We start from the raw sequence: 24,574 nt of genomic DNA, 5'->3' as shown, positions 1-24,574 counted from the left end.
TTCCTGTGCGCTCCGCGCGGCCGCGCCCGCGTCCGAAGGCCCGGACGCGGGCACGGCGGAGCCGCGGGGCACCCGTCCGGCCGGGTCAGTCCGCCCGCTCGACGGGCAGCCACAGCTCGGCCTCGGCGTTCGCGCCGTCCTCCCCGTACTCCACCCGCAGGATCGACGGCCCCTCGACGGTCCGGTAGGACGGGTGGGACGGGAACCAGTGCCCGAACGCGTCCGACCACAGCCGCTGCAAGGGCTCGGGGAAGTCCGCCGAGGGACCCGAGTACGGGAAGACCACCCAGGTCCCGGCCGACACCTCCAGGACCTCCATCCCCGACGGCGCGGGAGCGGTCGTGGCCGCCGCCTGGTAGTAGTCCAGTTCGGTCCCCTCCTCCCGCGAGGAGCCGAGGTGGACGCTCACCGACAGGACGCCGCGCGGCTCCTGGTCGGACAGCCGCCCCACCTCCTCCAGCACGGCCCGTCCGAGCCCTCTCGTGAACGCGACGATGTCCGGGTTGGGTCCCCGGTGCACCAGGGGGACCCGGGCCCTGGGCCCCACGAGGCGGAACGCCTCCTTCTCCACGATCCGGTAACGCACAGTGGTGCTCCCTTCGACTGTCAGGCGGAACGTCATCCGCGGTTGGGAGGCGAGTACCGCACCGGTTCGGCGGGCCTCCCCGGGCCCCACTCCGTGCATGGAGCGGAACGCCCGGGCGAACGCCTCCGCCGAGCCGTAGCCGTACCGGACCGCGACGTCGAGCAGGGGGGCGTCGCCGTGGAGCACCTCGGCCCCCGCCAGCGTCAGCCTCCGCCGCCGCGCGTACTCCGACAGCGACATCCCCGCCAGGGCCGAGAACAGCCGCCGGAGGTGGTGCTCCGAGGTCAGCGCGTCCCGCGCCATCGCGGCTGCGTCCGGCGGAGTCCCGGGGTCCTCCTCGACCCGTTCCAGGGCCCGGTTCAACCTGTCCAGCATGTCCCGCCTCCTTCTTCCACCACCGACGTTAGGGATCCGGCCCCTGTCCGCGCCCGACAGTTCACGACCCTCTCCGGTCGGGTGGCGGCCGTTCCGTTCTCGGGCAAATCGTGGAAATCCTTGGGCAAGGAGCGTGTCTCCCTCGACGTGGCGTACGTACGGTTAGCACCATTGGCCCCAGGATGGCCCGCAGGCCGACCCCGAGAAGGAGGTGGGCGGGGCGGGGGTGACCACGCCCCGCGGATACATGGACATGGGTTTTCTGCGACCTCTGTACGAGAGCGGCGCTCCGGTGGCTTCGGTTCACATGGACACCAGCCGCGACACCACCGACGCCGACAAGAAGATCGAACTGCGCTGGCGGCACCTGCGTGAGGAGCTCGCCGCGCTGGGCACGGACGAGGCCACCCTCGACGTCCTGGAACAGGCGGTCGGGGAGAAGACGTCCCGCGCCTACGGCGACCACGGGCAGGCCCTCTTCGCCTCCGAGGGAACCCTTCTCGGCGCCCACACCCTGGGCGACATCCCCGTCCAGGACCGGGCCTCGTACCTTCCCGTCCCGGACGTGCTCCCCCTGGCCGTCGACCGGGGCCGCCGCCTGCCCTACGTGCTGGTGGCCCTGGACCGGGTCAACGCCAAGGTCACGGCCTACACCGCCCGACCGACCCGGGAACCGGTCCTGGAGGCCGACTCCGCCGGGGAATCCCTCCGCAACATCGACGGCCTGGGCGGGCGCGGAGGCCGCGGCCAGCGCAACAACCCCGGCGGCCCGGGAGCCGACTCGCACGCCGCCCAGGAACTGTGGCGGGAGAACACCGCGAAGGTGGCCGAGCACGTGCGCGAGGCCGCCCGGAAGGTCGGCGCCGAGATCATCATCGTCGGCGGCGACGAGGAGGCCATCGCCTACCTGCGCGACAACCTGGGCCCGCGCCAGCTCGCCCTCCCGATCCGGGTGGTCCCGGGAGGGCGCGGCGGGACCGACGCCGAGGAGCGGCTGCACAAGGCCGCCGAGGACGCCCTGCGCGAGTTCGTCGTGGAGAGGCACGACGCGTTTCTGGAGGACTACCAGCGCAAACTCGCCCACGACCAGGCGGTGCGCGGGACCACGCCCATCCTGCCGATGCTGTCGGAGGCGCGGGTGGAGACCCTCCTCCTGGGCGCCGAACGCGACGGGGAGCCCGAGCTGTGGGGGTCGTTCAACGAACCGCTGCTCGTGGACACCGACCCCAAGGGCCTGGACGACCCGAACGCGGCCTTCCGGGCCCCGGCCAGCGCGCTGATGCTGCGCTCGGCGGTCCTGGCGGACGCCGGGTTCACCGAACTGCTCGACCACGGGCGGACCAGCTCCGAGAGCGGGGCCACCCTGCGCTTCCCCAAGCAGTAGCCGGACAGCCGGCGGAGCCGCCCGCGCACCCGACCGGGGCGCGGGCGGCTCCGCCGTTCCCGCAGGGCCGCACGGCCCGGCACCGGTCAGGGGCCGGCGGTGGTCATCCCCAGCAGGGCCAGGAGCTCGTCCTCGGTGACGAGGTCGATGCGCTGGCCGCGCTCGCGGTAGGCCTCGGCCTGGCGGTGCTTGGAGGTCTTGCCGGTCCCGTCGTGGCCGCCCAGGACGAGCACGTCGGTCTTCCTGGTCACGTTCTTGGCGGGGCGCCCGCCCGCCTCGGCCACGCGCCGCCACACCTCGGGCTTGTCCATGGAGGCCAGGTCGCCGGACACGCACACGGTGCGCCCGTACAGGGGACCGGCGGGGTCGGCGTCCGGGGAGGGTTCGGGGAGCGGTGTCTGGGCGACCCTCTGCCACCTGCTGAAGCGGTCCTCACCCGTGGCGGGTCCGGGGGCCGTGGCGGCACCGGCGGGCGCGGACGGGCCGCCCGCCGCACGCGCGGCGGAGGCCGGGGGCGGCGCGGCGGTCCCCGCCCCCACGGGCAGGGCCTCCTGGACCGGGAGGGCCCCGGCCGCCTCCACCCGGCGCAGGTCCAGGCGGGCGGCGCGGGCGAGGTCGGCGAGGGAGGAGGTCCCGTAGCGGGTCATGGCCGCGATCATGATGCTCGCGGCGGCCTCGGCGTCGGCGTCGGCCCGGTGGTGGTGGAGGACCCGGTGGCCGATGTGGGCGCACACCGTGGGCAGCTTGTGGTCGGGCAGGTCCGCCCAGGTGCGCCTGGACAGTGCGAGCGTGCAGGCGTACTCCCACGCCGGGTGGGACAGCCCCGTGTGGGCGCAGGCCTGGCGCAGCACGCCGATGTCGAAGGCGGCGTTGTGCGCCACCAGCGGGTCCCCGTCGGCGAACTCCACGATGCGGGCGTGCGCCTCGGGCCATCCGGGGGCGTCGGCGACGTCGGCGGCGGTGATGCCGTGCACGGCGATGTTGTGCCGCGAGAAGAAGTCCACCTGCCGGGGCGGCCGGATGAGGGTGGTGAACCGGTCCACGACCGCGCCGTCGCGGACGCGCACCAGGCCGACCGCGCACGCGCTGCCGCGGTCGTGGTTGGCGGTCTCGAAGTCGATCGCGGTCCAGGTGTGGGACACCACGTACCTCCTGCAACGTCCGGGGAACGGGTCGAGGCTACCCGGGCGGGGACCCCGGCGGGGACAGAACGGTCGTCCCGGGCAGCCCCGCCCCTGCGGTCCGTCCCGAAGGAGCGGGCCGTGGCGCCCCGGGCCCCGGCCCCCTCGGCGGGGGCCGGGACGGCGGCGGCACGGTCAGGGGGCCGCGTCCCACAGGTCGGTGCGGTGCGCCCCCACCAGCCTCCGGACCCGTTCCAGGACCTCCACCACAGGCAGCGGGTCCAGGCGGCGGCCGTCGCGCAGGCGCAGGGCCACGGTCCCCCCGGCGGCCTCCCGCGCCCCGACGACCACCTGGTAGGGCACGAGCCTGGCCGCGCGGATCCGCGCGGCCAGGCTGCCCCTGTCCGGGGGGCTCACGCTGGCCCGCAGGTCCAGCTCCGCGCACCTGCGGGCGAACTCCCCGGCCTCGGCGCCCTGGTCGCCGCTCACCGGCAGGATCTCCAACTGGACAGGGGCGAGCCAGGCGGGGAACGCGCCCCCGTGCTGTTCGATCAGGTGGGCCACCGCCCGCTCCACACTGCCGACGATGCTGCGGTGGACCATGACCGGCCGGTGCCTCGCGCCGTTCGCGCCCACGTAGTGCAGGTCGAACCGCTCGGGCTGGTGGAAGTCGACCTGGACGGTGGACAGGGTGGACTCCCGTCCCGCGCCGTCGGCGACCTGGACGTCGATCTTGGGCCTGTAGAACGCGGCCTCCCCCTCGGCCGCCTCGTAGGGCAGGCCGGAGTCGTCCAGGACCCGGGTGAGCAGGGCGGTGGAGCGCCGCCACAGGTCGGGGGAGGCGACGTACTCGCCTCCCGGTCCGGGCAGCGACAGCCTGTACCGGGCCGGGGTGATCCCCAGCGCCCGGTAGGCCCGGCGGATCAGCTCCAGTGCCGCCCCCGCCTCCGCCTCGACCTGCTCCAGGGCGCAGAAGACGTGCGCGTCGTTGAGCTGGATGGCGCGGACCCGGGTGAGTCCGCCGAGCACGCCCGAGGGCTCGGACCGGTACATGCCGCCCAGCTCGGCCATGCGCAGGGGGAGCTCCCTGTGGCTGCGCGAGCGGGACCGGAAGATCACCGCGTGGTGGGGGCACAGGCTCGGCCGAAGGACGAGCTGTTCGGAGCCCTCCCCGCCGGCTCCCCGCGCCCCCGGCTCCATGGGCGGGAACATGTCGTCGCGGTAGTGCGACCAGTGCCCGGAGATCTCGTAGAGCTCCCGCTTGCCCAGCACGGGCGAGTGGACGTGCTGGTAGCCCGCCCTCCTCTCGACGGTGCGGACGTACTCCTCCAGCGCGTGCCGGACGGCGGCGCCGTCCGGCAGCCAGTAGGGAAGGCCCGAGCCGATCAGCGGGTCGGTGCCGAACAGCTCCAGCTCACGGCCCAGCTTGCGGTGGTCGTGCATGGCGGTCTCCTCGCGTGGGTGGAGCGAGTGGCCGCACGGCGAAGCCCCGGGGCACTCGCCCCGGGGCTTCGAACAAGACGTCTGTCAGCGCGCCGGGACACTCTCCGGCGTCGTCGTCATGGCAGCGCGCTTCATGGCGAGGACGATAGCAGACCCGCCGGGCCGGGTCCGGCTGTAGGGGGCCGAACCCCGTGGTGGCGCTCCGCCGGTACGGCGCTCGGGAGGCGGTCGCCCCGGCCGACCTGGTGGCCTCATCGGGGCGATCTGCGGTCCGCGGGGAGAGGACCGCCAAAACCTCACAAAACCGCAGTTCGAGGTGTTTCCTGCCCTCAGGATCGGGAACCGCTGCCGCCATAGGGCCCCGGACGGAGCCCGTCCGGAGGAGAGACCGATGCGCCGCATCATCGCCGCCCTCGCCCTGACCGTCGCCGCACTGGGGACCGTCGCCGTGGGAGCGGCGGCCGGCATCGACTGGGGTCGCGGGTACGACGACCACGGAGATCACGACACCGTCCAGACCCTCGCGTACGGCCGCGAGTCCAACGAGCGCCGCTGACCACCTGACGCCGGGGCCCGGCCGGGGGCAGTGGATGCCCGGCTGCCCCGGTGGCGCCGAACAGCCGGGACCCGGTGACGGCCCGCCCGTGAGAAGACCCCGCCACCTCCTCACCGCCGCCGCGTCACAGGGGTCTCCGGGCGCGTCCAGGCCCCCACGCCTCGCGTCGAACCTCTGCCACCTCGCCCAGGGCCCAGCCGCCCTTCATCGCCCTGGCCGACGACGGCCGCTCCCCCGACCACTCCGACAGCGCGAAGGCCGTCACTGCGATGCCGGCCGGTACGGAACCCGCTGCCCGGCGCACCGTCCCGGCCCTGCCGCCGGTGGCGGGGACCGGTTCCGCCACAGGACGGGGCGACCGGAGCCGGGGCGTGCCCGCCGCCCGGCGCACCCTGCGGAAAACCGCACCCCCGCCCGACGGCGCACCCCATGGCCGCGCAGGACCTCCGCTTCCTACCGTTGTCCCACCGCCGACAGCCGAGACGACAGGACGACCATGATCACCCTGCAAGGACTGAGCAAACGCTACGGGGACACCGTCGCCGTGGACTCGCTGGACCTGGAGGTCCGGCCGGGCAGGGTCACGGGCTTCCTCGGGCCCAACGGCGCGGGCAAGAGCACGACCATGCGGATGATCCTCGGGCTGGACCGCCCGACCTCGGGGAAGGCCCTGGTCGACGGGCGCCCCTACCGGGAGCTGGACCGGCCCCTGCACCACGTGGGCGCCGTCCTGGACGCCCGGGCCGTGCACCCGGGACGCAGCGCCCGCTCCCACCTGCTGGCGCTGGCCCGCACGCACCGCATCCCCGACCGGCGGGTGGACGAGGTCCTGGACACCGTGGGCCTGGCCGGGGCGGCGCGCAGGCGCGCGGGCGCCTTCTCCCTCGGCATGGGCCAGCGGCTGGGCATCGCCGCGGCCTTGCTGGGCGATCCGCGCCTGCTCGTCCTCGACGAACCGGTCAACGGCCTGGACCCCGACGGGGTGCGCTGGGTGCGCGACCTCATGCGCTCGATGGCCGCCGAGGGGCGCACCGTGTTCGTCTCCAGCCACCTGATGAGCGAGATGCAGCTGACCGCCGACCACCTGGTGGTCATCGGACGGGGGCGGCTCATCACCGACGCCCCCCTGGCCGAGGTGCTCGACAACAGCGCGTGGAGCGCCGTGCGGGTACGCGCCCCCCACCCCGAGGACCTGGTCACCGCCCTGGAGGCGGAGGGCGCCGGCGTCGAGCGCCCCGGCGCGGGAGAGCTGCTCGTGACCGGCGTGCCCATCGAGCGGGTCGGTGAGCTGGCCCACCGGGCGGGGGTCGCCCTCCACGAGCTGAGCCCCCGCGAGGCCTCCCTCGAACAGGCCTACAGGGAACTCACCTCCGACAGCGTGCAGTACGCGGCGCCGACGGGGGGCCGACGGTGACGGCCTCCGACCCCACGCCCTCCGCCCGCTCCGGTCCCGCACCGGCCGCCGCACGGCCCGACCGGCCCGCCGGCCCCGCACGTGCCTTGTCCGACCTCGCCGCGACGGCCTCCTCCGAGTGGGTCAAGCTCCGCTCGGTGAGGTCCACCTGGTGGGGAGCGGCCCTGGCCCTGGGCCTGTCGGCGACCGTCGCCCCCCTGACCGCGGTGGCCACCGTCGGCAACATGCAGCAGGACCGGATCCCCTCCGCCGACGTGCCCGCCTCGGAGATGGCGGTCTACGCGGCCGTCTGGGCGGTCCAGTTCGCGGTCATCGCCCTGGCCCTCCCGGTGATGACCTCCGAGTACTCCTCGCGCTCCGTCCACCCCGCGCTCCAGGCGGTCCCGGCGCGGGTGCGCCTGCTGGCGGCCAAGACCGTGGCCCTGATGTCGTTCGTGTTCGCGTGCGGCCTGGTCACGGGCACGGCAGGCACGCTGACCGCCCACCTGGTCATGCTGCACCCGCTGATCGAGGGGTACGGAACGCTGGATCCGGCCGGGGCAGCCGCGGACGTGGTGCGCCTGTCGGCGTACCTGGCGCTGGTCGCGGCCCTCACCCTGGGGGCGGGAACCGCGCTGCGCTCGGCCGCGGCGGCGCTGGCCGCGGTGTCGGCGCTGCTCTTCGCCCTGCCCGCGGTCCTCGTGCTGCTGGGCGGCCGGACGGGGGTGTACGTCGCCGAACGGCTCCCTCTGTCCGCGGGCGTGTCGTTCGTGGACAGCGCGTTCGTGATGGGGCGGTCCGAGGCCGCCCTCCCCCCCGGCGCCGGGGGGATGGTACTCCTGTGCTGGGCGGCGGCCGCCCTGGCGGCGGGGGCGCTGGTGCTCACGCGCCGGGACGCGTGAGACCGGCACGCCGGATACGGGGAGCGGGCATGGACGAGTCGGGCGGCACACGGGGGACGGCCGGTCTCCGCGCCCGCGCGGGGGCGGCGGCCGTGCCGCTCGGACGCGCGGCGGGGGAGTTCACGGGAACGGTCCTGGGGCTGCTCACCGCAGCCCTCACCCTCGTGTGGGCGGCGGCGGCCCTGCTGCTCCTGGCCGCCGCGCTGGTCCGGCCCTCCGCCCGTCCGCGGACGCGGGACGCGCTCTCGCGGTGGACCGGGAAGCTGTGCGACCTCGACCTGGCGCGGCTGGAGCGGTGGACGGGGTGCGCGGTCCGGCCCCGTCCCGGCGCGGCCCACCGCGCGGCCTACCTGCTCCTGCGGCTGCCGCTCGCCCTGGTGTGCGGTTATCTGGCGCCGTCGGCCGCCCTGCTGGTGGCGGTGTTCCTCGGCGGGGCCGCGCTGGAGGCCGTCACGGGGACCGGGACCAGCGTCCCGGTGTCCCTGCCCGGTGCGCGGCTGTCCGTCTCCAGCGTCAACCTGGGGCTGGCCGTGGGGCTGGTCGTCCTCGCCGCGGTGTGGCTGGTCGCGGCGCTGGCCTCCGCCGTCGACCGCTCCCTGGCCCGCCGGCTCCTGGGCCCCAGCCACGAGGACCTCCTGAACCGCCGGATCGACGAGCTCACCCAGACGCGTTCGGGCATCGTCCGCGCGGTGGACGAGGAGCGCCGCAGGATCGAACGCGACCTGCACGACGGGGTGCAGCAGCGGGTCGTGGCCCTGGCGATGCTGCTGGGCCGTGCCCAGCGCGGCACCGACCCCGAGCGGACGGCGGGGCTGCTGCGCGAGGCCCACACCGAGTCCCGGATCCTGCTCGACGAACTGCGCGAGGTGGCCTGGCGGGTCTACCCGACCGCCCTGGACACCCTGGGGCTGGAGGCGGCGCTGACCGAGGTGGCCAGGCGCAGCCCGCTGCCGGTGGCGGTGCGCTCGGACCTGCCCGCGCCGCCACCGCGCGAGCTGGCCGCGGCCGTGTACTTCGTGGCGCGCGAGGCCATCACCAACGCCGTCAAGCACGCCGGGGCCGGTGAGGTGATCGTGCACGTGGACGGCCGCGGCGGAGTGCTGGACCTGCGGGTCCTCGACGACGGCCGGGGCGGCGCGGACCCGCGGGGGAGCGGTCTGACGGGCCTGGCGCGACGGGTCCAGGCCCTGGACGGGACACTGTCGGTGCACAGCCCCGCGGGCGGGCCGACCACGGTGCACGCCACCCTGCCGCTGCCCGACGAACAACGGATACGGAGCCCCCATGCGCCTGGTGATCGCTGACGACTCGGTCCTCCTGAGGGAGGGCCTGGTACGGCTGCTGGAGGAGGAGGGCCACCAGGTGGTGGCGGCGGTCGGCGACGCCGAGGCCCTGCTGGAGGAGGTCGCCGGGCACCGGCCGGACGCGGCCGTGGTGGACGTGCGGATGCCCCCGACCCACACCGACGAGGGGCTGCGCGCGGCCCTGCGCATCCGCGCCGAGCACGAGGGGGTGGCGGTGCTGGTGCTGTCGCAGTACGTGGAGCAGCGCTACGCCGCCGAACTGCTCGCCGCCGCCTCGGGCCGGGTCGGCTACCTGCTCAAGGACCGGGTGTCGGAGGTGGGGGAGTTCCTGGACGCCCTGGAGCGGGTCCGGGCCGGAGGGGCGGCCTTCGACCCCGAGGTGGTGCGCCAGCTGCTGGCCCGCACCACCCACGCCGACCCGCTGGCGAGGCTGACCCCGCGCGAGCGCGACGTCCTGGAGCTCATGGCGCAGGGGCTGAGCAACACGCTGATCGCCCAGCGCCTGTTCGTGTCCGTGAGCGCGGTGGAGAAGCACGTGAACGCGATCTTCGACAAGCTGGAACTGGGGCACGCCTCCGGGTACAGCCGCCGGGTGCTGGCGGTGCTGCGCTACCTGGGCACCTGAGGAACGGCCGACGCGCTCGCGCCGGGTCGGCGCGTGCGCCCGGGCCCGCCCGTGCCGCCGCCACCCCTCGACGGACACCGCAGAGGCCGACAGAGCATCCCCTGCCTGCGACGACGCCGGGCAGGGGAGTTTTCCGCCGGCGGCCCCCGGGTACTCGCGGTGACGGACCGAGCACCCGAGCGAGGAGCGGACATGGCGCGCGACGCCGCGAGAAGGCGGGAATCCGACCGGCGACCGGGACCCCGAGGGGGTGGTCGGGCATGAACGCCGTCACCGCACCCCCGGAGGCCGGCGGCTGCGGCGCCGTCACGGCGGTCCGCGGCTCCCTGGTCTGGTTCGGCGAGGACCCCTTCCTCACCTCCGGCGAACGGGCGCTGGAGTACGTGGAGGACGGCCTCCTCGTCTGCCGGGACGGCAGGATCACCGCGGCGGGGGAGTACTCGGAGCTGGTGGAGCAGCTTCCCGTCGGCACCACCGTCGTCCACCACCGGGACAAGCTGATCCTGCCGGGGTTCGTCGACCCCCACGTGCACTACGTGCAGACGCGGATCATCGGAGCCTACGGCGACCAGCTCCTGGACTGGCTGCAGAACTCCGTCTACCCCGAGGAGGCCCGCTTCGCCTCCAGGGCCTACGCCGAACGGTTCGCGAAGCTCTTCTGCGAGCAGATCCTGCGCAACGGCACCACCACCGCCCTGGTCAACTGCGCGACCTACCCGGTCTCGGTCGACGCCCTGTTCGAGGAGACCCACCGCAGGGGGATGCGCGTGGCCGCGGGCAAGGTCCTCATGGACCGCAACGCCCGCTCCGACCTCCTGGACCCCTCGCCCCGGCAGGGCTACGAGGAGTCCGCGGCGCTCATCCGCAAGTGGCACGGCGTGGGTCGGAGCCTGTACGCGGTCACCCCGCGGTTCGCCGTGGCCTGCACCGACGAGATGCTCCGCCTGGCCGGGGAGCTGTGGCACGAGCACCCCGGCACCCTCATGCAGACGCACCTGGCCGAGAACACGGACGAGGTCGAGGAGGTTCGCAAGCTCTTCCCCGGCCTCAAGGACTACGTCGACGTCTACGAGCACTACGGCCTCCTCGGTCGCGGGGCGGTCTTCGCCCACTCGGTCCACCTGGAGAAGCGCGAGTGGAAGCGCCTGTCGGCCACCGGCAGCGGGGTGGCGCACTGCCCCACCTCCAACCTGTTCCTGGGCAGCGGGCTCTTCTCCATGCGCGACGCCAGGCACCGCAAGCGGCCCGTGCACACCGGCCTGGGCACCGACGTGGGCGGGGGCACGAGCCTGTCGCTCCTGCAGACCATGAACGAGGCCTACAAGGTCGGCCAGCTCGGCGCCCTGCCCATGGACGGGACCAAGCTCTTCTACCTCGCCACCCTCGGCGGGGCCGGCGCGATGGGCCTGGAAGGGGTCATCGGCTCGCTCGCGCCCGGCCACGAGGCCGACTTCGTGGTCCTGGACCCCTCCGCCACCCAGCTGCTCGCCGCGCGCACCGCGGAGAGCGAGACCGTCGACGACCTGCTGTTCGCACTCGCGACGCTGGGCGACGACCGGGCCGTGGCGGCGACCTATGTCGGCGGCCGCGTCGCGCACGAGCGCAGCCCCTGTCCGGACCCCAAGCCCCGGCGCTCCTCCCGCCGCCGCTGGAACAGGTCGCGGAACAGGGAGTTGCGGTGGCTCAAGTTCGAGGAGGGCACGGGCTGGTCCAAGGACCTGGAGGTCCCCGGCGCCTGGTCGCCCCACGGCCCCGGCATCGAGGCGTACAAGAGCCTCCTGTACTGCCTGCACCAGGACACCGTCGCCAACCCGTTCCTGTGGTGGGACGTCTACGACAAGGAGACCGGGGCCTGGAGGGGCGACCGGGAGATCACCGACGTGCTCGGGAAGCGCGTGCCCAACCACGGGCAGCCCGCGGTCTCGCACGCCAACGACTTCCTGTACTGCGTCCACCACCGGGAGGCCTCCGACACCCGCCTGTGGTGGTCGCGCTACAACATCGAGGGCGGCGAGCCGGGATGGTCGTCCGACCAGGTCGTGAAGGAGCCCGGCGGCCGGGAGGTCAGCGCCTCGGGCGCCTCCCTCACGGTCTACGACGGCCTGCTGTACTGCGTCCTCAGGCGTGAGGACGGCACACTGCGCTGGCTGAGCCACGACACCGGGGCCAAGGCCTGGAGCGCCGAGAGCGAGGTGCCCGGAGGGCTCACCGCGTCGCGCACACCGGTGGTGGAGCGCTTCAAGGACCACCTCTACTGCGTCCACGACCGCGGGGACGACCAGCTCCACTGGCTCACCTACGACAGCGCCTCCCGGAGCTGGAGCGGGAGCCGGCGCATCGAGGACCCGGACGGCAACCCCGTGCGCACCTCGTACGCCCCGGCGATCACCCGGTACAACGACCACCTGTACTGCGTCTTCCACCAGGAGGACTCCGGCGGGTGGGGGCGGCTGTGGTGGACCCGGTACGACGGGAAGGGGTGGAGCCGTCCGGAGCGGATCGGGGACGCGATCTCCTCTCCGGGGTTCGACGTCTCCGCCTACCACGGGCCGCTGTTCTGCGTCCACCGGGGCTGAGGCCTCCCGTGTCCCGCACCGGCCGGTCGGCTCCGGAGCCGACCGGCCGGGCCCTGGGACCGCCGCGGCCCCGGGCGTTCTCCCGGGACCGCCGCGGCCCCGGGCGTTCTCCCGGGGCCGCCGCGGTCGGGGGCGGCGCTCCTGTAGGGTCGCAGCGCCCACGGGGGAGGCTTCCCCGTCCCCCGGTCCCGACCGAACGGAACGGCGTGCGACGACCGATGGCGCACACGACACCCGCCGCCGAGGCCGCCCGCGCCCTCGCGGCCGGGGCGCTGGGACGCGACCCGGGCCCCATGACGGCCGCCGGGAGCGCGTCCCACGAGGTCTTCGTGGGCTCCGACCTCGTCGTGAAGGTCATCGACGCCGCAGGGCACAACCGCCTCGACCGCGAGACCGCCCTCGTTCCGCACCTGCCCGCCGGACTCACCGCCTCCCTGGTGGGCAGCGGGCTCAGCCGGGTGGGGGACCGCACCGTGCGCTACGCCTGCTACACCCGCGTCCCCGGGACGGCTCCGGGGATCGGCATGCCCGGGACCGACACCGCCACGGCGCGGTCCCTGGCCGAGCAGGCGGTCGCGCGCCTGGACCGGCTGCACCGCTGGTCACCGCCGGAGCGGGCGGCCGGGGTTCTGGCGGACCCTCCCGGCGACGGCGGTTTCACGGGCCGCGCCGCTCTGCTGGACGGGGTGGAGCGCCTCGCGGACGCGGACCGGGACGGGGCGGTGGCCGCCCGGCTGATCGACGGTCTGGCCGCCCTGGCGCGCACCGCCCCGGAGTCCGCGCGCTCCGCGGTCCCGGTGCACGCCGACGCCCACTGGGGCAACTGGCTCGCGTGCGGGGGCGCCGTCTCGGCGCTGCTGGACTTCGAGTGGGCGCGCTTCGGTGAGCCGGCCGACGACTGGTTCTTCCTGATCAGGTTCAGCGGCGGGCACGGGGGGACGGTCCTCCGGGTGGTCGCCGACCTGACCGGAACGGACCTCCGGTCCCTGTGCGCGGCCTGCGAGGTGCGCGAGGCGGCCTATCTCGTCTCCGACCTGCGGTCGGCCCTGTCCCCTCCCACGCCCGACCCGCGCCTGGCGGGGGAGCGGCTCGCGTCCCTGGAGGAGCTCGTCGTCGAACGCCGCTGGTGGAACCCGCGCCGCTGAGGCCGGGGCCGCCGCACTGTGTCCAGGAGTCCCGTGCGGGATGCCCGCACGGGTGCGTCGGGGCCTGCCCCGGGTGTCGGGACCACCTGTGGAGCCGGCACCCGGGGACGCCGTGGCGGGGTCAGGTTCCGGACTCGGCCAGGAACTCCCTGACCAGGGCGTTGACCCGGTCGGGCGACTGGCGGTTGAGCCAGTGCCCGTTGCCCTCCAGGAGTTCCAGACGTGCCCCGGGCACGCGGCGGGCCGCCTCGACGGTCCGCGCCGGGCGGACGCCGACGTCCTTGTCACCCTGGATGAACAGGGTGGGGCACGAGATCTCGCCCAGGCGCGGGCGCAGGTCCACCCTCATCCGCCAGGGGCCGATGGAGGCGTTCTGCCAGTCGGAGGACCCGACCCCGCTGACACGGACCTCCTCCATGACCTCGTCCACGACGGAGTCCAGGTCCGCGACCGGGCCGGCGAACAGGGCCCGCCGCACGAAGCGCTCCACCCCCTCCCGGGTGCGGAACATCCGCTCGGGCAGCGTGCGGTTGAGGAGCCTGCTCCGCGCGGTGAGCCACAGCAGCTGGTGCACGCCGGGAGGGAAGGCGATGACACCGGCGGGAGCCATGGCGACGAGCCTCTCGACCCGTTCGGGACGGTCGATGGCGTAGGACAGGGCCAGCGCACCGCCCTGGGACAGGCCGACGAGCGCCACCCGGTCCAGGCCGAACCGGTCCAGGACGTGGGTGACGACGTCTGTCAGGGCTGCGTGGTCGGCGAGTCCGTTCCACGGCCTGCTGTGCCCCTGCTTGGGCCAGTCGGGGGCGAACACCCGGTGCTCGGCCGCCAGGACCGGGAGGAGGTGGCGCCAGCTGAGCAGGGCGTTGTCCTGCCCGGCTCCGCTCAGCAGGACCACGGGGGCGCCGTGCTCGCCCGCGGTCACCACGCTCAGCCGCCCCTCGGGGCGGTCGAGGGCGATGCGCTCGAAGGGGGTCGGGGTCCGGGTCATCGGTCGTGGTCCTCCTGTTCGTCCCGCCAGCGCCGGAGCACCGCGGGGAGTTCGGCCTCCAGGAAGCCGTAGAGCCGGTTGACGTTGGCCAGGCGCTCGCGCCGCTGCGGGGCGGAGCCCTCCAGGGCCCTGAGCCCCCGCTCGGTGACCTCCCGGAATCCCGCGGCCTGGGCGTAGCGGCGCTCCAGCATCCGGCTCCAGCCGTCGGCGGCGATGCGGAGGTACTCCTGTCGCTCTCCGCGGCGGCGCACCCCCTCGACCAATCCGCTGGGGGTGAGGAGCCGGGCCGCGGTGCTGATGGAGCTGCGGCTGACCTGGAGCGCCTCGGCGATCTGGGCGGCGCTCTGCTCGGGCGGGTCGCTGATCAGCAGCCATCCGATGACGCGGCCGGAGATCAGGGGCAGTCCCTCGCGGGCGAAGAAGCCCGCGACGTCGTCGACGAAGGCCAGTTCGTCCTCGGTGGGTTCGCTCATGCCCCTCACGTTACAGTCATTGCAGCAATTACTGCAATGGCTGGAACGCGAGGGCGTGCGTACCCCGCATCCGCCCCTCGTGGGCCCGGCCCCCCGGCAGGGGGCGGCTCCCGCCGGGGCCGTCGCTGCACGGGGGGACGGCCCCGGCGCGCCTCAGCGGCCGACCGCCTCCAGGCACGCGATGTAGGCGTCGATGAAGTGGTCGGTGACCCCGTCGGCGTCGGGCCTGAGGGCGGCCGCGTCCAGGGCGTAGCCCCTGGCCCTGTCCGAGACCCTGCCGAGCAGCCCCGGCGCCTTGGCGTGCAGGCGGCCGTCGGCGTCGAAGTAGCGCTCCTCGGCCACGTGCGTGTACAGCGGCCCCGGGGGCACCTGGGCGACGACGTCGTTGTTGTTGACGAAGCGGTGGGTGCGCCCCCGGAGCGCCTCGTCGTAGGCCAAGGCGAGTTCGCGGTCGCAGGTGCGGGGCTGGCCGAAGGTGTAGACCCCGTCCGCCAGCAGTGACGGGGGCTCGAAGTGCAGGCGTGCGGCGGCGAGCACGGCCAGCGCGCCGCCCAGGCTGTGGCCGGTGAACCACAGGGACTGCCCGGCGGTGCGGAACTCCTCGACGGCCCCGCGCAGTTCCGCGTACACGGCGTCCACGGCGGTGCTGAACCCCCAGTGCGCCCGGCCCCGCCGGGAGGGGTGCCGGACCAGGGGGGCCTTGCCGTCGGAGAGCCAGTCCATGATCTGGGTGGGTTCGGTCCCGCGGAAGGCCGTGACGACCATGTCGTCGCTGGCCATGGTGAAGCCCTGGGTGTGGTCCAGGGCGAAGGGGGGCGCGAAGTCGGCCTCGAAGAAGCGGAAGCGGTCGAACCCCCACTCGGCGGCCTGGCGCCGCGCGGCGTCCGGATCGGCGTAGGCGAGTTTGGCCGCGTGCGCCAGGCACAGGGCGTGCGGCACCCGGTAGCCGGTGGTGGTGTGGTCGAAGGCGACCGTCGTCATCGTGTGGGCTCCCTGGGGCGTTGCGGCGCGGGCGCGGCCACGGCCGGGTCCGCGCCGTGCGGGGAGGGCGCCCGACGAGGGCACCCTCCCCGCGGTGGTCGGCGCTGCGTGCTGATCGTTTCCGAGCGGCACGCGTTCCCAACCTCCCGTGCGGAATGCCGCCCCGGGGAGGGGGCGCATCGGGACCGGTCAGGAGAAATCGCCCCGGCCGCAATGCGGTATCGGCCGTGTCGGACCGGCCCCTGCGGTCGGGTCCGAGCCCGCCCCGTCCCGGGGCGCGGACGCCGCCGCACCCCGGCCGCTCACGGTCCGTGGCCGCGCCCGTCCGTCACCTCGGGCCCGCACCCGCCGCGGCCGAGAAGGGGTCCCGGGCCTCGACCGCGAGGCGGGTCTCCTCGGTCACGAGGTCCATGTTGATCTGGGCCCCCGCGCCCGCGCCCGCCGCGGCCGAGGATCCGACCTGAGCGGACGGATCGGTCACGTTGCCCGCCACCCACACCCCGGGCACGCTCGTGCGCCCCGTGGGCTCGGCGGGGACGTACGTGCCGACCCCCATCGGGTGCTCCTCGGTCCGCAGCCCCAGGTCCGCGAGGAAGCCGGCGCGCGCCACCATCCGGGAGGAGACCGCCACGGCCTCGCGGCCCACGACCGTGCCGTCGGCCAGCCGCACCCCCGTGAGGCGGTCCTCCTCGACCTCCAGGGCGGCCACCTCTCCGTCGACCACACAGATCCCGCGGGCGGCGAACTGCTCCGACTGCTCTTCGGTCAGCGGCTGCGCGGTGTGGGAGAAGTACGTGACGTCCGCGCTCCACTGGCGGAACAGCAGCGCCTGGTGCACCGACATCGGCCCGACCGCCAGCACGCCGATGGCACGGTCGCGGATCTCCCAGCCGTGGCAGTACGGGCAGTGGACCACGTCGCTGCCCCAGCGCTCCCGCAAGCCGGGGATCCCGGGGAGCTCGTCCACCAGACCCGTGGTCACGAGCAGCCGGCGCGCCCGCACCGTCCGTCCGTCGGCGAGCGCCACCGCGAACCCGTCGCCCTCGCGGGCGACCGCGTCGACCCGGCCGGTCACCACGTGGCCGCCGTAGCGGCGCACGTCCGCCCGTCCCCGCTCCAGCAGATCGGCGGGCGCCGTCCCGTCCAGGGCCAGCAGCCCGTGCACCGCGTCGGCCGGGGCGTTGCGCGGCTCTCCCGCGTCGACCACCACCACCGACCGGCGCGCCCGCGCCAGCATCAGAGCGCCGCTCAGACCGGCCGCGCCGCCTCCGACGACGACCACGTCATAGCTGTTTCCCAACTGTTCGGCCACCATGACCACCTCCACGGCCACCATGCGCGCACACCGGCCAGAACCACAAGTTCTGTTGCCGTTGTGGCAAAAAATGCGCGGGCGGCGTCCCGGTCCGGGGAAGGGTGGCGCCGGTCCGGGCGCGCGGGCGGAGGACCGCGAGGGGTCAGGAGGGCTCGAAGGAGTCCAGCGACTCGGCGCGCAGGTCGGCCTGGTCGTTCCACGAGGCCGCGGGGGTCACCCAGGCGACCGTGTAGTGCACGCCGGGCGCCACCGCGATGTTGCGGGACAGCAGGCGCCGCTCCTGGCCGTCGCTGTTCCAGGTGAACTCCCACTCGGCGACCGAGTGGAACCCGCTGCCGTCGGTGGCGTCCTCCAGCCGCACCCGCTCGTAGCCGGGCATGCGCCCCGACTCGTGGACGCCCTGTTCCAGCCCGACGACGTGCTGGTACTCGTCGTCGGTGGGGTGCTCGGCCATGTCGACCTGGAGGTAGCTGCCGTCGTGGGGGGAGTCGTAGAAGACGCTGGTCCCCGCGGTCCTGCGGATCCACCCGTCGGGCACCCCGATCCCGAAGCCCTGGTCCTCCTCGGTCCAGGTCGTCCCGTTCCCGGTGACGGACTCCCCTCCGTCCGGCTCCGGTCCGCCGTCCCCCTCCTGCTCGGAGGGCTCGTCGGTGGCGTCCGCCGCGCCGCCGTCCGCCTCGGAGCCCTGCTCCTCGCCGGAGGCGGCCGCGGTGGGGTCGGGCTCCCCTCCCCACGGGTCGAGCGCGACCAGGAGGGAGGCCGCCGCGACCAGCGCGGACAGCCCCAGGGTGAGCACCACGAACGGCCAGGACAGCCGCCCTCCGCTCCGCGGCGCCTTGGCCATCGGGACCGTCGGGCCGGGAGGGGGCCCGTGCGGCGGCGCGACCGGACGCGCCGACTGCGCCGGGGGCGGCGCGAACCCGGTCGGGGGCGCCTGCGGGGCGGTCCCGAACCCGGTCGGGAGCGGCGCTTGCGCGGGCAGCGGCCCGGAGGGCGTGGGGCCCGCGGCGGAGGAGGCGAGGGCGGGGGAGGCCGTGAAACCCGTGCCGACGACGGCGCCGACCGCCTCGGCGGACAGGAGTTCCCGGCACCGGTCGGCGTCGATCCGCGCGGCCGGGTCCTTCACGAGGAGCCCTCGGACGGCCTGGCCCAGCGGCCCCCGCCCCAGGACGTCCGGCGGCTCCACGGAGGTGACGGCGTGCAGCGTCGCGGGGATGCCCTCCCGCCGGAAGGGTGAGACCCCGGTGGCCGTGTGGTACAGGGTCGCGCCGAGCGACCACAGGTCGCTCGCGGGGCTGGCCGGGCCCGTGCCCAGGCGCTCGGGGGCCAGGTAGGCGGGGGAGCCGAGCACCCCGGCCGTCTGGGTGACCGAGGCGGTGTCGGCGATGGTGGCGATCCCGAAGTCGGTGAGCACCACCCGGCCGGAGTCGGTCACCATCACGTTCTCGGGCTTGACGTCGCGGTGGGTGATGCCCTGGCCGTGCGCGGTGGTCAGCGCGCTGAGCAGGTCCAGGCCCCATGCCGCGGCCTCCCGGTGGTCGCGGGGGCCGTCGTCGCGGACCAGGGCGTGCAGGGAGCGCCCGGTGAGGAACTCCATGACGATCCACGGCCGCCCGTCGTCCTCGACGATGTCGTGCACGGTGACGATGTTGGGGTGGCCGCCCATCGCCGCGGCCTGCGCCTCGCGCCTGGCCCGGGCCGCCGTGCGCCCGCGTTCGGTCTCGTCCTGGCCCGGAGCCAGAAAGATCTCCTTGACGGCCACGGCGCGGTTGAGCCGTATGTCGTGCGCGCGCCAGACCCGTCCCATGCCGCCCCGGCCGATCTCGGCCAGCAGTCGGTAGCGCTCGCGCAGCGTGCGGTGCGGATCGGCGTCGGACCCCATCGGTCTCCCTCGTGGTACGGGGTCTGGCGACCTCGTGGACATCGGGGCGCGCGAGGGGCGCGGGACAGGGGCTTTCCGCGCGTGCCGGGCGACCAGTCTAGTGAGACGGACCCGTACCGCCGAACCGGGCCGGAAGGCCTCCCACCCCGGCCTCCGGCCTTCCGAGAAAATGTCGGTGCGAAGAGTTCCAGTTCACGCGCCCGCGGGGTCGCCGAGAATGCGCATTACCGTCCGCGAAACACTCCTGGCGTGAAACAGGGGACCCGCCGGCGTGTAATCTCCTGAACGTCCTGCCCGACTTCGCCGAAAAACATGGGAGTGCCGTCCGAATGTGGAGAGTTCTGTTCTATGTCACGCCGCTGACGTTGTCCGTGGCGATTCTTCTGCTCTTTGCGCTCTCCCTCGCGCTCGCGGCCGCCGCGGCCCGCTCGCAGGGCGCGTTCCCCCGGCACACGCGAAAGTTGCTGGCGGCGACGGCGTCCGTCTACGTGCTGGTCCTGGTGATGCCCTTCTCCGGCGGCTCCCCGGCCGACCCCGGCCGCTACGTCCACTGGAACCCCCTCGGCTTCGTGAACGATCTCGCGATGAACGAAGCCGTGGAGGAGAGCTTCGGCCAGCAACTCACCGACGGCACCGTCGCCCACTACAGCGTCGAGGAGCTCACCGACCAGGAGAAAGAGGAGCTGCGGGGGACGAACCCGGCCGACTTCTACGTCCACGGCGACCCCGATCACGGCCTCTTCGTGGTCGACGGCCAGGGCGGTCCGGTGTCGCACGCCCAGGAGAACCTCGTCCTCACGGAGCTCTCCGAGGGGATCGAGACGGCGGGCGAGCCCGTGCAATACACGGCCCTGATCCTCGAGGAAAAGGCCATGAACGCGCTCCTTTTCGTCCCCCTGGGAATCCTGGCCTTCTTCGCCTTCTCCCCCTGGTGGGCCCGCCTGTCGTTCGGGCCGATCCTTTCCGTGTCCGTCGAAACGCTTCAGTGGGCCGCGGGGGCGGGCAGGGCCGCCGACACCGGGGACGTCCTCGCCAATTCCGCGGGATTCCTCGTCGGCGCCGGAATGGCCGCGGCCTCGGCGGCGATCCTCGTGCGACTTCCCCGGGAATCGGGAAATCCGGTGGGTTGACGCGGCCGGGCGCCCGGGGCCCCGCCGTGCCTGTCCCCGGCGTCGGGGCCCGGTGAGCGGAGCCCCGGATCCCCACACCCGTCCGGGGGCCGGCGCCGAGCGTCGGCCCCCGGGACCGTGGCTCAGTTCGGCAGTGTTGTGATAAAAAGTTAGGTGTGCCGAACTCTAGAGGTTGGTCCCCTTCAACATCCTGGTCGAGGGCGATCCCCGCCGCCGGGCTGGCCCTCATCCTGCCCCTCACCGCCTGCTCCGCCGAGGCCGGCCAGACGCGGGACGACACACGGCCCCTGGTCCTGACCACGTTCACGGTCCTGGCCGACATGGTCGGGAACGTCGCGGGCGACCGGGTCGAGGTCGCCTCCCTCACCCGCCCCGGGGCCGAGATCCACGGCTACGAACCCACCCCCGACGACCTCGTCCGGGGCCAGGACGCCGACCTGATCATGGAGAACGGCCTCGGACTGGAGGCCTGGTTCCAGCAGTTCACCGAGCGGGTGGAGGCGCCCACCGCCCTGCTCAGCGAGGGCATCGAGACCATCCCCATCTCCTCGGGGGAGTACGAGGGCGAACCCAACCCCCACGCCTGGATGTCACCCGACAACGCCCTGGTCTACGTGGACAACATCCGTGACGCCCTCACCGAGCTGGACCCCGACGGCGAGGCCGCCTACGCCGAGGCCGCGGAGTCCTACAAGGCGGAGATCTCCGAGGTCGGCGACTACCTGGACACCGAGCTCGCCGGGGTCCCGGAGGAGGCCCGCGCCCTGGTGACCTGCGAGGGCGCCTTCTCCTACCTCGCCCGCGACGCGGGGCTGAGCGAGCGCTACCTGTGGCCGGTCAACGCCGAGACCGAGGGCACCCCCCAGCAGATCGCCTCCGTGACCGGCTTCGTCCGCGACAACGGCGTGCCCACCGTGTTCTGCGAGAGCACCGTGAACGACGGCACCCAGCGGTCCGTGGCCCGCGAGACCGGCGCCGAGATGGGCGGCACCCTCTACGTGGACTCCCTGTCGGAGGCCGACGGCCCCGTCCCCACCTACCTCGACCTGCTCCGGCACGACGCCGAGACGATCGTCGCCGGCCTGAGGGGGTGAGCGCCGTGTCCGCCTCCACCACGTCCTCCCCGGCGGTCCCCGCCATCGAGGTCTCCGGCGCCACCGTGCGCTACGGCGACGTCCTCGCCCTGGACGACGTCTCCCTGGAGGTCGCCCCGGGCCGCGTCTGCGGACTGCTCGGCACCAACGGCTCGGGCAAGTCCACCCTGTTCAAGACGGTCCTCGGGCTGGTCCCCGCCGACCACGGCCGCGTACGCCTCCTCGGCCGTACCGGCGCCGACGCGCGCAGGGCCGGGGCGGTGGGCTACGTGCCCCAGTCCGAACAAGTCGACTGGGCCTTCCCGGTGCGCGTACGCGACGTGGTGATGATGGGCCGCTACGGGCACATGGGGCGCCGCCGCCGGGCCCGGGCCGCCGACCGCGAGGCGGTCGAGCACGCCCTGGAGCGCACCCACCTGTCCGACCTCGCCGACCGCCAGATCGGAGCCCTCTCCGGCGGCCAGCGCAAACGCGCCTTCGTCGCCCGCGCCATCGCCCAGGGCGCCGCCGTGCTGCTGCTCGACGAACCCTTCGCGGGGGTCGACAAGCGCTCGGAGGCCACCATCGTCGAACTGCTCCGCGCGCTGCGCGGGGAGGGGCACACCCTGCTGGTCTCCACCCACGACCTCGCCCAGGTGCCCGTGCTGTGCGACGAGGCGGTCCTGCTCCAGCGCCGCGTCATCGCCCACGGGGCACCGGCCGAGGTCCTGCGCCCGGAGGTCCTCATGGAGGCCTTCGGCGTCCACTCCGACGAGGAGGGCCCCGCATGGACGCGCTGATCACCGGTGTCACCGAGTGGTTCACGGTCCCCCTGCAGTTCGAGTTCGTCCGGCGCGCCCTGCTGGTCGGCGTGGTCGCCGGGGTCGTCTGCGCGGTCCTGTCCTGCTGGATGACGCTCGTGGGGTGGTCGCTGATGGGCGACGCCGTCTCCCACGCCGTCCTTCCCGGGGTGGTGCTGTCCTTCATGTTCGGCCTGCCCTTCGCGGTCGGCGCCCTGGTGTTCGGCGCCGGGTCCGTCGCACTGATCGGGGTGGTCAACCGCACCTCCCGGGTCAAGGAGGACGCCGTCATCGGCGTCGTGTTCACCGCCATGTTCGCCCTGGGCCTGGTGCTCGTCTCACGGGTGCCCAGCCAGACCGACCTCGGCCACATCCTGTTCGGCAACGTGCTCGGGGTGTCCGACACCGACATCTGGCAGGTGCTGGTCCTGGCCGCCGTGGTCCTGGCCGTGGTCTGGTACAAGCACCGCGACCTCACCCTGTACGCCTTCGACCCCGTCCACGCGCACGCCATGGGCATCAACCCGCGCCTGCTGGAGACCCTGCTGCTGGGCCTGCTCTCGGTCACCGTCGTCGTGGCGCTGCAAGCGGTCGGGATCATCCTGGTGGTGGCCATGGTGATCATCCCCGGGGCCACCGCCTACCTGCTCACCGACCGGTTCGAGCGCATGCTGCTCATCTCGGCGGCGATCGCGGTGGCGGCGGCGGTGGCCGGTGTGTTCACCAGCTTCCACCTCAACGTGTCCACCGGCGGGTCGATCGTCCTCGCCCAGGCGGCGGCGTTCACCCTGGCCTACCTCCTCTCGCCCCGGCAGGGCGTGCTCCGGCGCGGGCTCTCCGCCCGCCGCCGCCGGGCCCGGGGCCGCTCCTCCGTCACCCCCGCGCCCTAGGATTCGGTGGGCGCCGGCGGCGGGCCGGGAGCGCCGGGCGAGGGGTGGTCGGGACACATGGCCGGGAACAGCGTGGTGGACGACGAGGCCGCCTTCTCCGCACTGGCCGAACGCCACCGGCACGAACTCCGCGTGCACTGCTACCGGATGCTCGGCTCCTTCACCGAGGCCGAGGACATGGTGCAGGAGACGCTGCTCAAGGCCTGGAGCCGCCGCTCCACCTTCGAGGGGCGCTCCACGTTCCGGGCGTGGCTGTACAAGATCGCCACCAACACCTGCCTGGACGCCCTCGACCGGCGCCGTACCCGGGACAGGCCCGTGGCGGAGGGCACGGGGGCCTCGCCCTTCTCCGAGGTCCCCTGGCTCCAGCCGTACCCGGACGAGCTCCTGGACCGGGCCGCACCGCCCGAGGGGGAGCCGGAGGCGGCGGCCATCGCCCGCGAGACCGTCGAACTGGCCTTCCTCGCCGCCATCCAGCACCTGCCGCCCCGCCAGCGTGCCGTCCTCATCCTGCGCGACGTCCTCGGCCGGCCCGCCGAGGAGACCGCGAGCACCCTGGAGGTGTCGGTCCCGGCGGTCAAGAGCGCCCTGCAGCGCGCCCGCGCGACCCTGCGCGCGGTCCTTCCCCGGCACAGGGCGGACTGGGGCCCGGTCACGGCCCCCAGCGAGGAGGAGCGCGCCGTCCTGCGCCGCTACGTGGAGGCCTCCCGGGACGCCGACCTGGACGGGCTCGCCGCCCTGCTGCGCGAGGACGCGCGCCAGACGATGCCCCCCGCGTCGCTGGTCTACGAGGGCCGCGAGGCCGTCCTGGCCCTGTGGCGCCCGGTGCTCTCCGGGGACCGGGCCTGGGGTGAGTGGATCGCGGTGCCCGTGGACGCCAACCGCCGCCCCGCCGTCGCCAACTACGTGCGCGTGCCGGGGGAGGCGGTCCATGCCGCCGTCAACCTCGACGTGCTGCGGATCGAGGACGGCCTCGTCGCGGAGATCACCACGTTCGGCCCCGAGACCCTGCCCGCGTTCGGTCTCCCGCCCACCCTCTGACCAGGAGGAACGCGTTCCGGTGCGGCCGCGTGCCGAGAATCCGTCCGGGCGCCGATTCCTTCTGCCTCCCGGTCCGGTCGTACGGGTGGGGACGACGCGGCGGCACCGTGCCGCCGCGCGCCCGATCCGGAAGAGGCCACGACATGAACGCGTACGAGCAGGACCCCGCCGGCCCCGACGCCGCCCTTGCCGCCCTGGACCGCCTCGTGGGCGCCTGGAGGGTGACCGGCGGGGCCGAGGGCACCGTCGTCTACCACTGGATGGAGGGGCGGCACTTCCTCCTCCAGGACGTCGACCTCGTCCAGGACGGCACGAGGGTCGTCGGCCTGGAGGTCATCGGGAGGGAGCGGGCCTTCGGGGCCGAGCGGCCCGGCGAGGACATCCGGTCGCGCTTCTACGACAGCCTGGGCAACACCTTCGACTACGTCTACGAACTGGCCGGGGACACCCTCACCATCTGGGCGGGGGAGAAGGGGTCGCCCGCACGCTACACGGGCTCCTTCAGCGCCGACGGGTCCACCGTGACCGGCCCGTGGACCTACCCGGGTGGCGGCGGCTACGACTCCACGATGGTCCGCGCCGGCTGAG

General features: G+C 74.3%; 21 protein-coding genes and 1 pseudogene. 14 read left to right on the top strand and 8 right to left on the bottom strand.

Annotated elements, in window-relative coordinates:
* Positions 1-85: 85 nt before the first annotated feature.
* On the bottom strand, positions 86-961 hold the full coding sequence (locus ACQPYD_RS14875; RefSeq protein WP_433701574.1) for an AraC family transcriptional regulator: 876 nt from the start codon (positions 959-961) through the stop codon (positions 86-88).
* A gap of 247 nt (positions 962-1,208) precedes the next feature.
* On the opposite strand from ACQPYD_RS14875, the gene ACQPYD_RS14870 reads away from it, so the two are divergent.
* Positions 1,209-2,345, top strand: coding sequence for a hypothetical protein (locus tag ACQPYD_RS14870; protein WP_433701573.1), 1,137 nt, complete (start codon positions 1,209-1,211; stop codon positions 2,343-2,345).
* A gap of 86 nt (positions 2,346-2,431) precedes the next feature.
* On the opposite strand, the gene ACQPYD_RS14865 is transcribed toward ACQPYD_RS14870, so the two are convergent.
* Positions 2,432-3,487 carry an exonuclease domain-containing protein gene (locus ACQPYD_RS14865; RefSeq protein WP_433701571.1) on the bottom strand — a complete coding sequence of 352 codons (1,056 nt, stop codon included), beginning with the start codon at positions 3,485-3,487 and terminating at the stop codon, positions 2,432-2,434.
* A 174-nt stretch (positions 3,488-3,661) separates the two neighbouring features.
* A pseudogene (thrS, locus tag ACQPYD_RS14860) lies at positions 3,662-4,918 on the bottom strand (threonine--tRNA ligase); the annotation flags it as partial.
* A gap of 382 nt (positions 4,919-5,300) precedes the next feature.
* Between thrS and ACQPYD_RS14855 the strand changes: the two are divergent.
* From ACQPYD_RS14855 to ACQPYD_RS14825, 7 genes are all read left to right on the top strand, one after another.
* Entirely contained in the window at positions 5,301-5,465 is a 165-nt protein-coding gene (locus tag ACQPYD_RS14855; RefSeq protein WP_433701570.1) for a hypothetical protein, read from the top strand.
* Between the two features lie 496 nt (positions 5,466-5,961).
* Entirely contained in the window at positions 5,962-6,879 is a 918-nt protein-coding gene (locus ACQPYD_RS14850; protein WP_433701569.1) for an ATP-binding cassette domain-containing protein, read from the top strand.
* An 86-nt stretch (positions 6,880-6,965) separates the two neighbouring features.
* Positions 6,966-7,760, top strand: a complete 795-nt coding sequence (locus ACQPYD_RS14845) for an ABC transporter permease (RefSeq protein WP_433701568.1) — start codon at positions 6,966-6,968, stop codon at positions 7,758-7,760.
* A gap of 29 nt (positions 7,761-7,789) precedes the next feature.
* The gene (locus tag ACQPYD_RS14840; RefSeq protein WP_433701567.1) at positions 7,790-9,064 is read left to right on the top strand and encodes a sensor histidine kinase; all 1,275 of its coding nucleotides are present in this window, start codon (positions 7,790-7,792) and stop codon (positions 9,062-9,064) included.
* On the top strand, positions 9,045-9,689 hold the full coding sequence (locus ACQPYD_RS14835) for a response regulator transcription factor (protein ID WP_433701566.1): 645 nt from the start codon (positions 9,045-9,047) through the stop codon (positions 9,687-9,689). Before ACQPYD_RS14840 ends, ACQPYD_RS14835 begins: the two co-directional genes overlap by 20 nt.
* A gap of 260 nt (positions 9,690-9,949) precedes the next feature.
* Positions 9,950-12,265 carry a guanine deaminase gene (gene guaD / locus ACQPYD_RS14830; protein ID WP_433701565.1) on the top strand — a complete coding sequence of 772 codons (2,316 nt, stop codon included), beginning with the start codon at positions 9,950-9,952 and terminating at the stop codon, positions 12,263-12,265.
* 206 nt (positions 12,266-12,471) lie between these two features.
* Complete coding sequence (locus ACQPYD_RS14825) at positions 12,472-13,410, top strand: phosphotransferase family protein (RefSeq protein ID WP_433701564.1); 939 nt, start codon at positions 12,472-12,474, stop codon at positions 13,408-13,410.
* A 121-nt stretch (positions 13,411-13,531) separates the two neighbouring features.
* Here ACQPYD_RS14825 and ACQPYD_RS14820 read toward each other — a convergent pair whose 3' ends face one another.
* From ACQPYD_RS14820 to ACQPYD_RS14800, 5 genes are all read right to left on the bottom strand, one after another.
* Entirely contained in the window at positions 13,532-14,401 is an 870-nt protein-coding gene (locus tag ACQPYD_RS14820) for an alpha/beta fold hydrolase (protein ID WP_433701563.1), read from the bottom strand.
* Positions 14,398-14,874 carry a GbsR/MarR family transcriptional regulator gene (locus ACQPYD_RS14815; RefSeq protein WP_267950018.1) on the bottom strand — a complete coding sequence of 159 codons (477 nt, stop codon included), beginning with the start codon at positions 14,872-14,874 and terminating at the stop codon, positions 14,398-14,400. The genes ACQPYD_RS14820 and ACQPYD_RS14815 overlap by 4 nt, the downstream gene beginning before the upstream one ends.
* Before the next feature lie 153 nt (positions 14,875-15,027).
* On the bottom strand, positions 15,028-15,855 hold the full coding sequence (locus tag ACQPYD_RS14810) for a lipase family protein (protein ID WP_433701562.1): 828 nt from the start codon (positions 15,853-15,855) through the stop codon (positions 15,028-15,030).
* A 328-nt stretch (positions 15,856-16,183) separates the two neighbouring features.
* Entirely contained in the window at positions 16,184-17,191 is a 1,008-nt protein-coding gene (locus ACQPYD_RS14805; protein ID WP_433701561.1) for an NAD(P)/FAD-dependent oxidoreductase, read from the bottom strand.
* Between the two features lie 121 nt (positions 17,192-17,312).
* On the bottom strand, positions 17,313-19,052 hold the full coding sequence (locus tag ACQPYD_RS14800) for a serine/threonine-protein kinase (RefSeq protein ID WP_433701560.1): 1,740 nt from the start codon (positions 19,050-19,052) through the stop codon (positions 17,313-17,315).
* Positions 19,053-19,423: 371 nt separating this feature from the next.
* Between ACQPYD_RS14800 and ACQPYD_RS14795 the strand changes: the two genes are divergently transcribed.
* From ACQPYD_RS14795 to ACQPYD_RS14770, 6 genes are all read left to right on the top strand, one after another.
* Positions 19,424-20,182, top strand: coding sequence for a VanZ family protein (locus ACQPYD_RS14795; protein ID WP_433701559.1), 759 nt, complete (start codon positions 19,424-19,426; stop codon positions 20,180-20,182).
* A gap of 155 nt (positions 20,183-20,337) precedes the next feature.
* Positions 20,338-21,276, top strand: coding sequence for a metal ABC transporter substrate-binding protein (locus tag ACQPYD_RS14790; RefSeq protein ID WP_433701558.1), 939 nt, complete (start codon positions 20,338-20,340; stop codon positions 21,274-21,276).
* A 5-nt stretch (positions 21,277-21,281) separates the two neighbouring features.
* Positions 21,282-22,055 (top strand): metal ABC transporter ATP-binding protein, encoded by a 774-nt coding sequence (locus tag ACQPYD_RS14785; protein WP_433701557.1) that lies wholly within the window; start codon positions 21,282-21,284, stop codon positions 22,053-22,055.
* Positions 22,043-22,945, top strand: a complete 903-nt coding sequence (locus ACQPYD_RS14780; protein ID WP_433701556.1) for a metal ABC transporter permease — start codon at positions 22,043-22,045, stop codon at positions 22,943-22,945. The genes ACQPYD_RS14785 and ACQPYD_RS14780 overlap by 13 nt, the downstream gene beginning before the upstream one ends.
* A 57-nt stretch (positions 22,946-23,002) precedes the next feature.
* Positions 23,003-23,986, top strand: coding sequence for an RNA polymerase subunit sigma-70 (locus ACQPYD_RS14775; protein WP_433701555.1), 984 nt, complete (start codon positions 23,003-23,005; stop codon positions 23,984-23,986).
* A 143-nt stretch (positions 23,987-24,129) separates the two neighbouring features.
* Positions 24,130-24,573, top strand: a complete 444-nt coding sequence (locus ACQPYD_RS14770; RefSeq protein WP_433701554.1) for a hypothetical protein — start codon at positions 24,130-24,132, stop codon at positions 24,571-24,573.
* Position 24,574: the final 1 nt, after the last annotated feature.

The sequence above is a fragment of the Nocardiopsis sp. CA-288880 genome (genome assembly GCF_050955985.1).
In the GTDB taxonomy this organism is placed as follows: domain Bacteria; phylum Actinomycetota; class Actinomycetes; order Streptosporangiales; family Streptosporangiaceae; genus Nocardiopsis; species Nocardiopsis tropica.
Note: the sequence above shows the minus strand (reverse complement) of the source record. Positions and strands in the feature narration are given on the sequence as shown.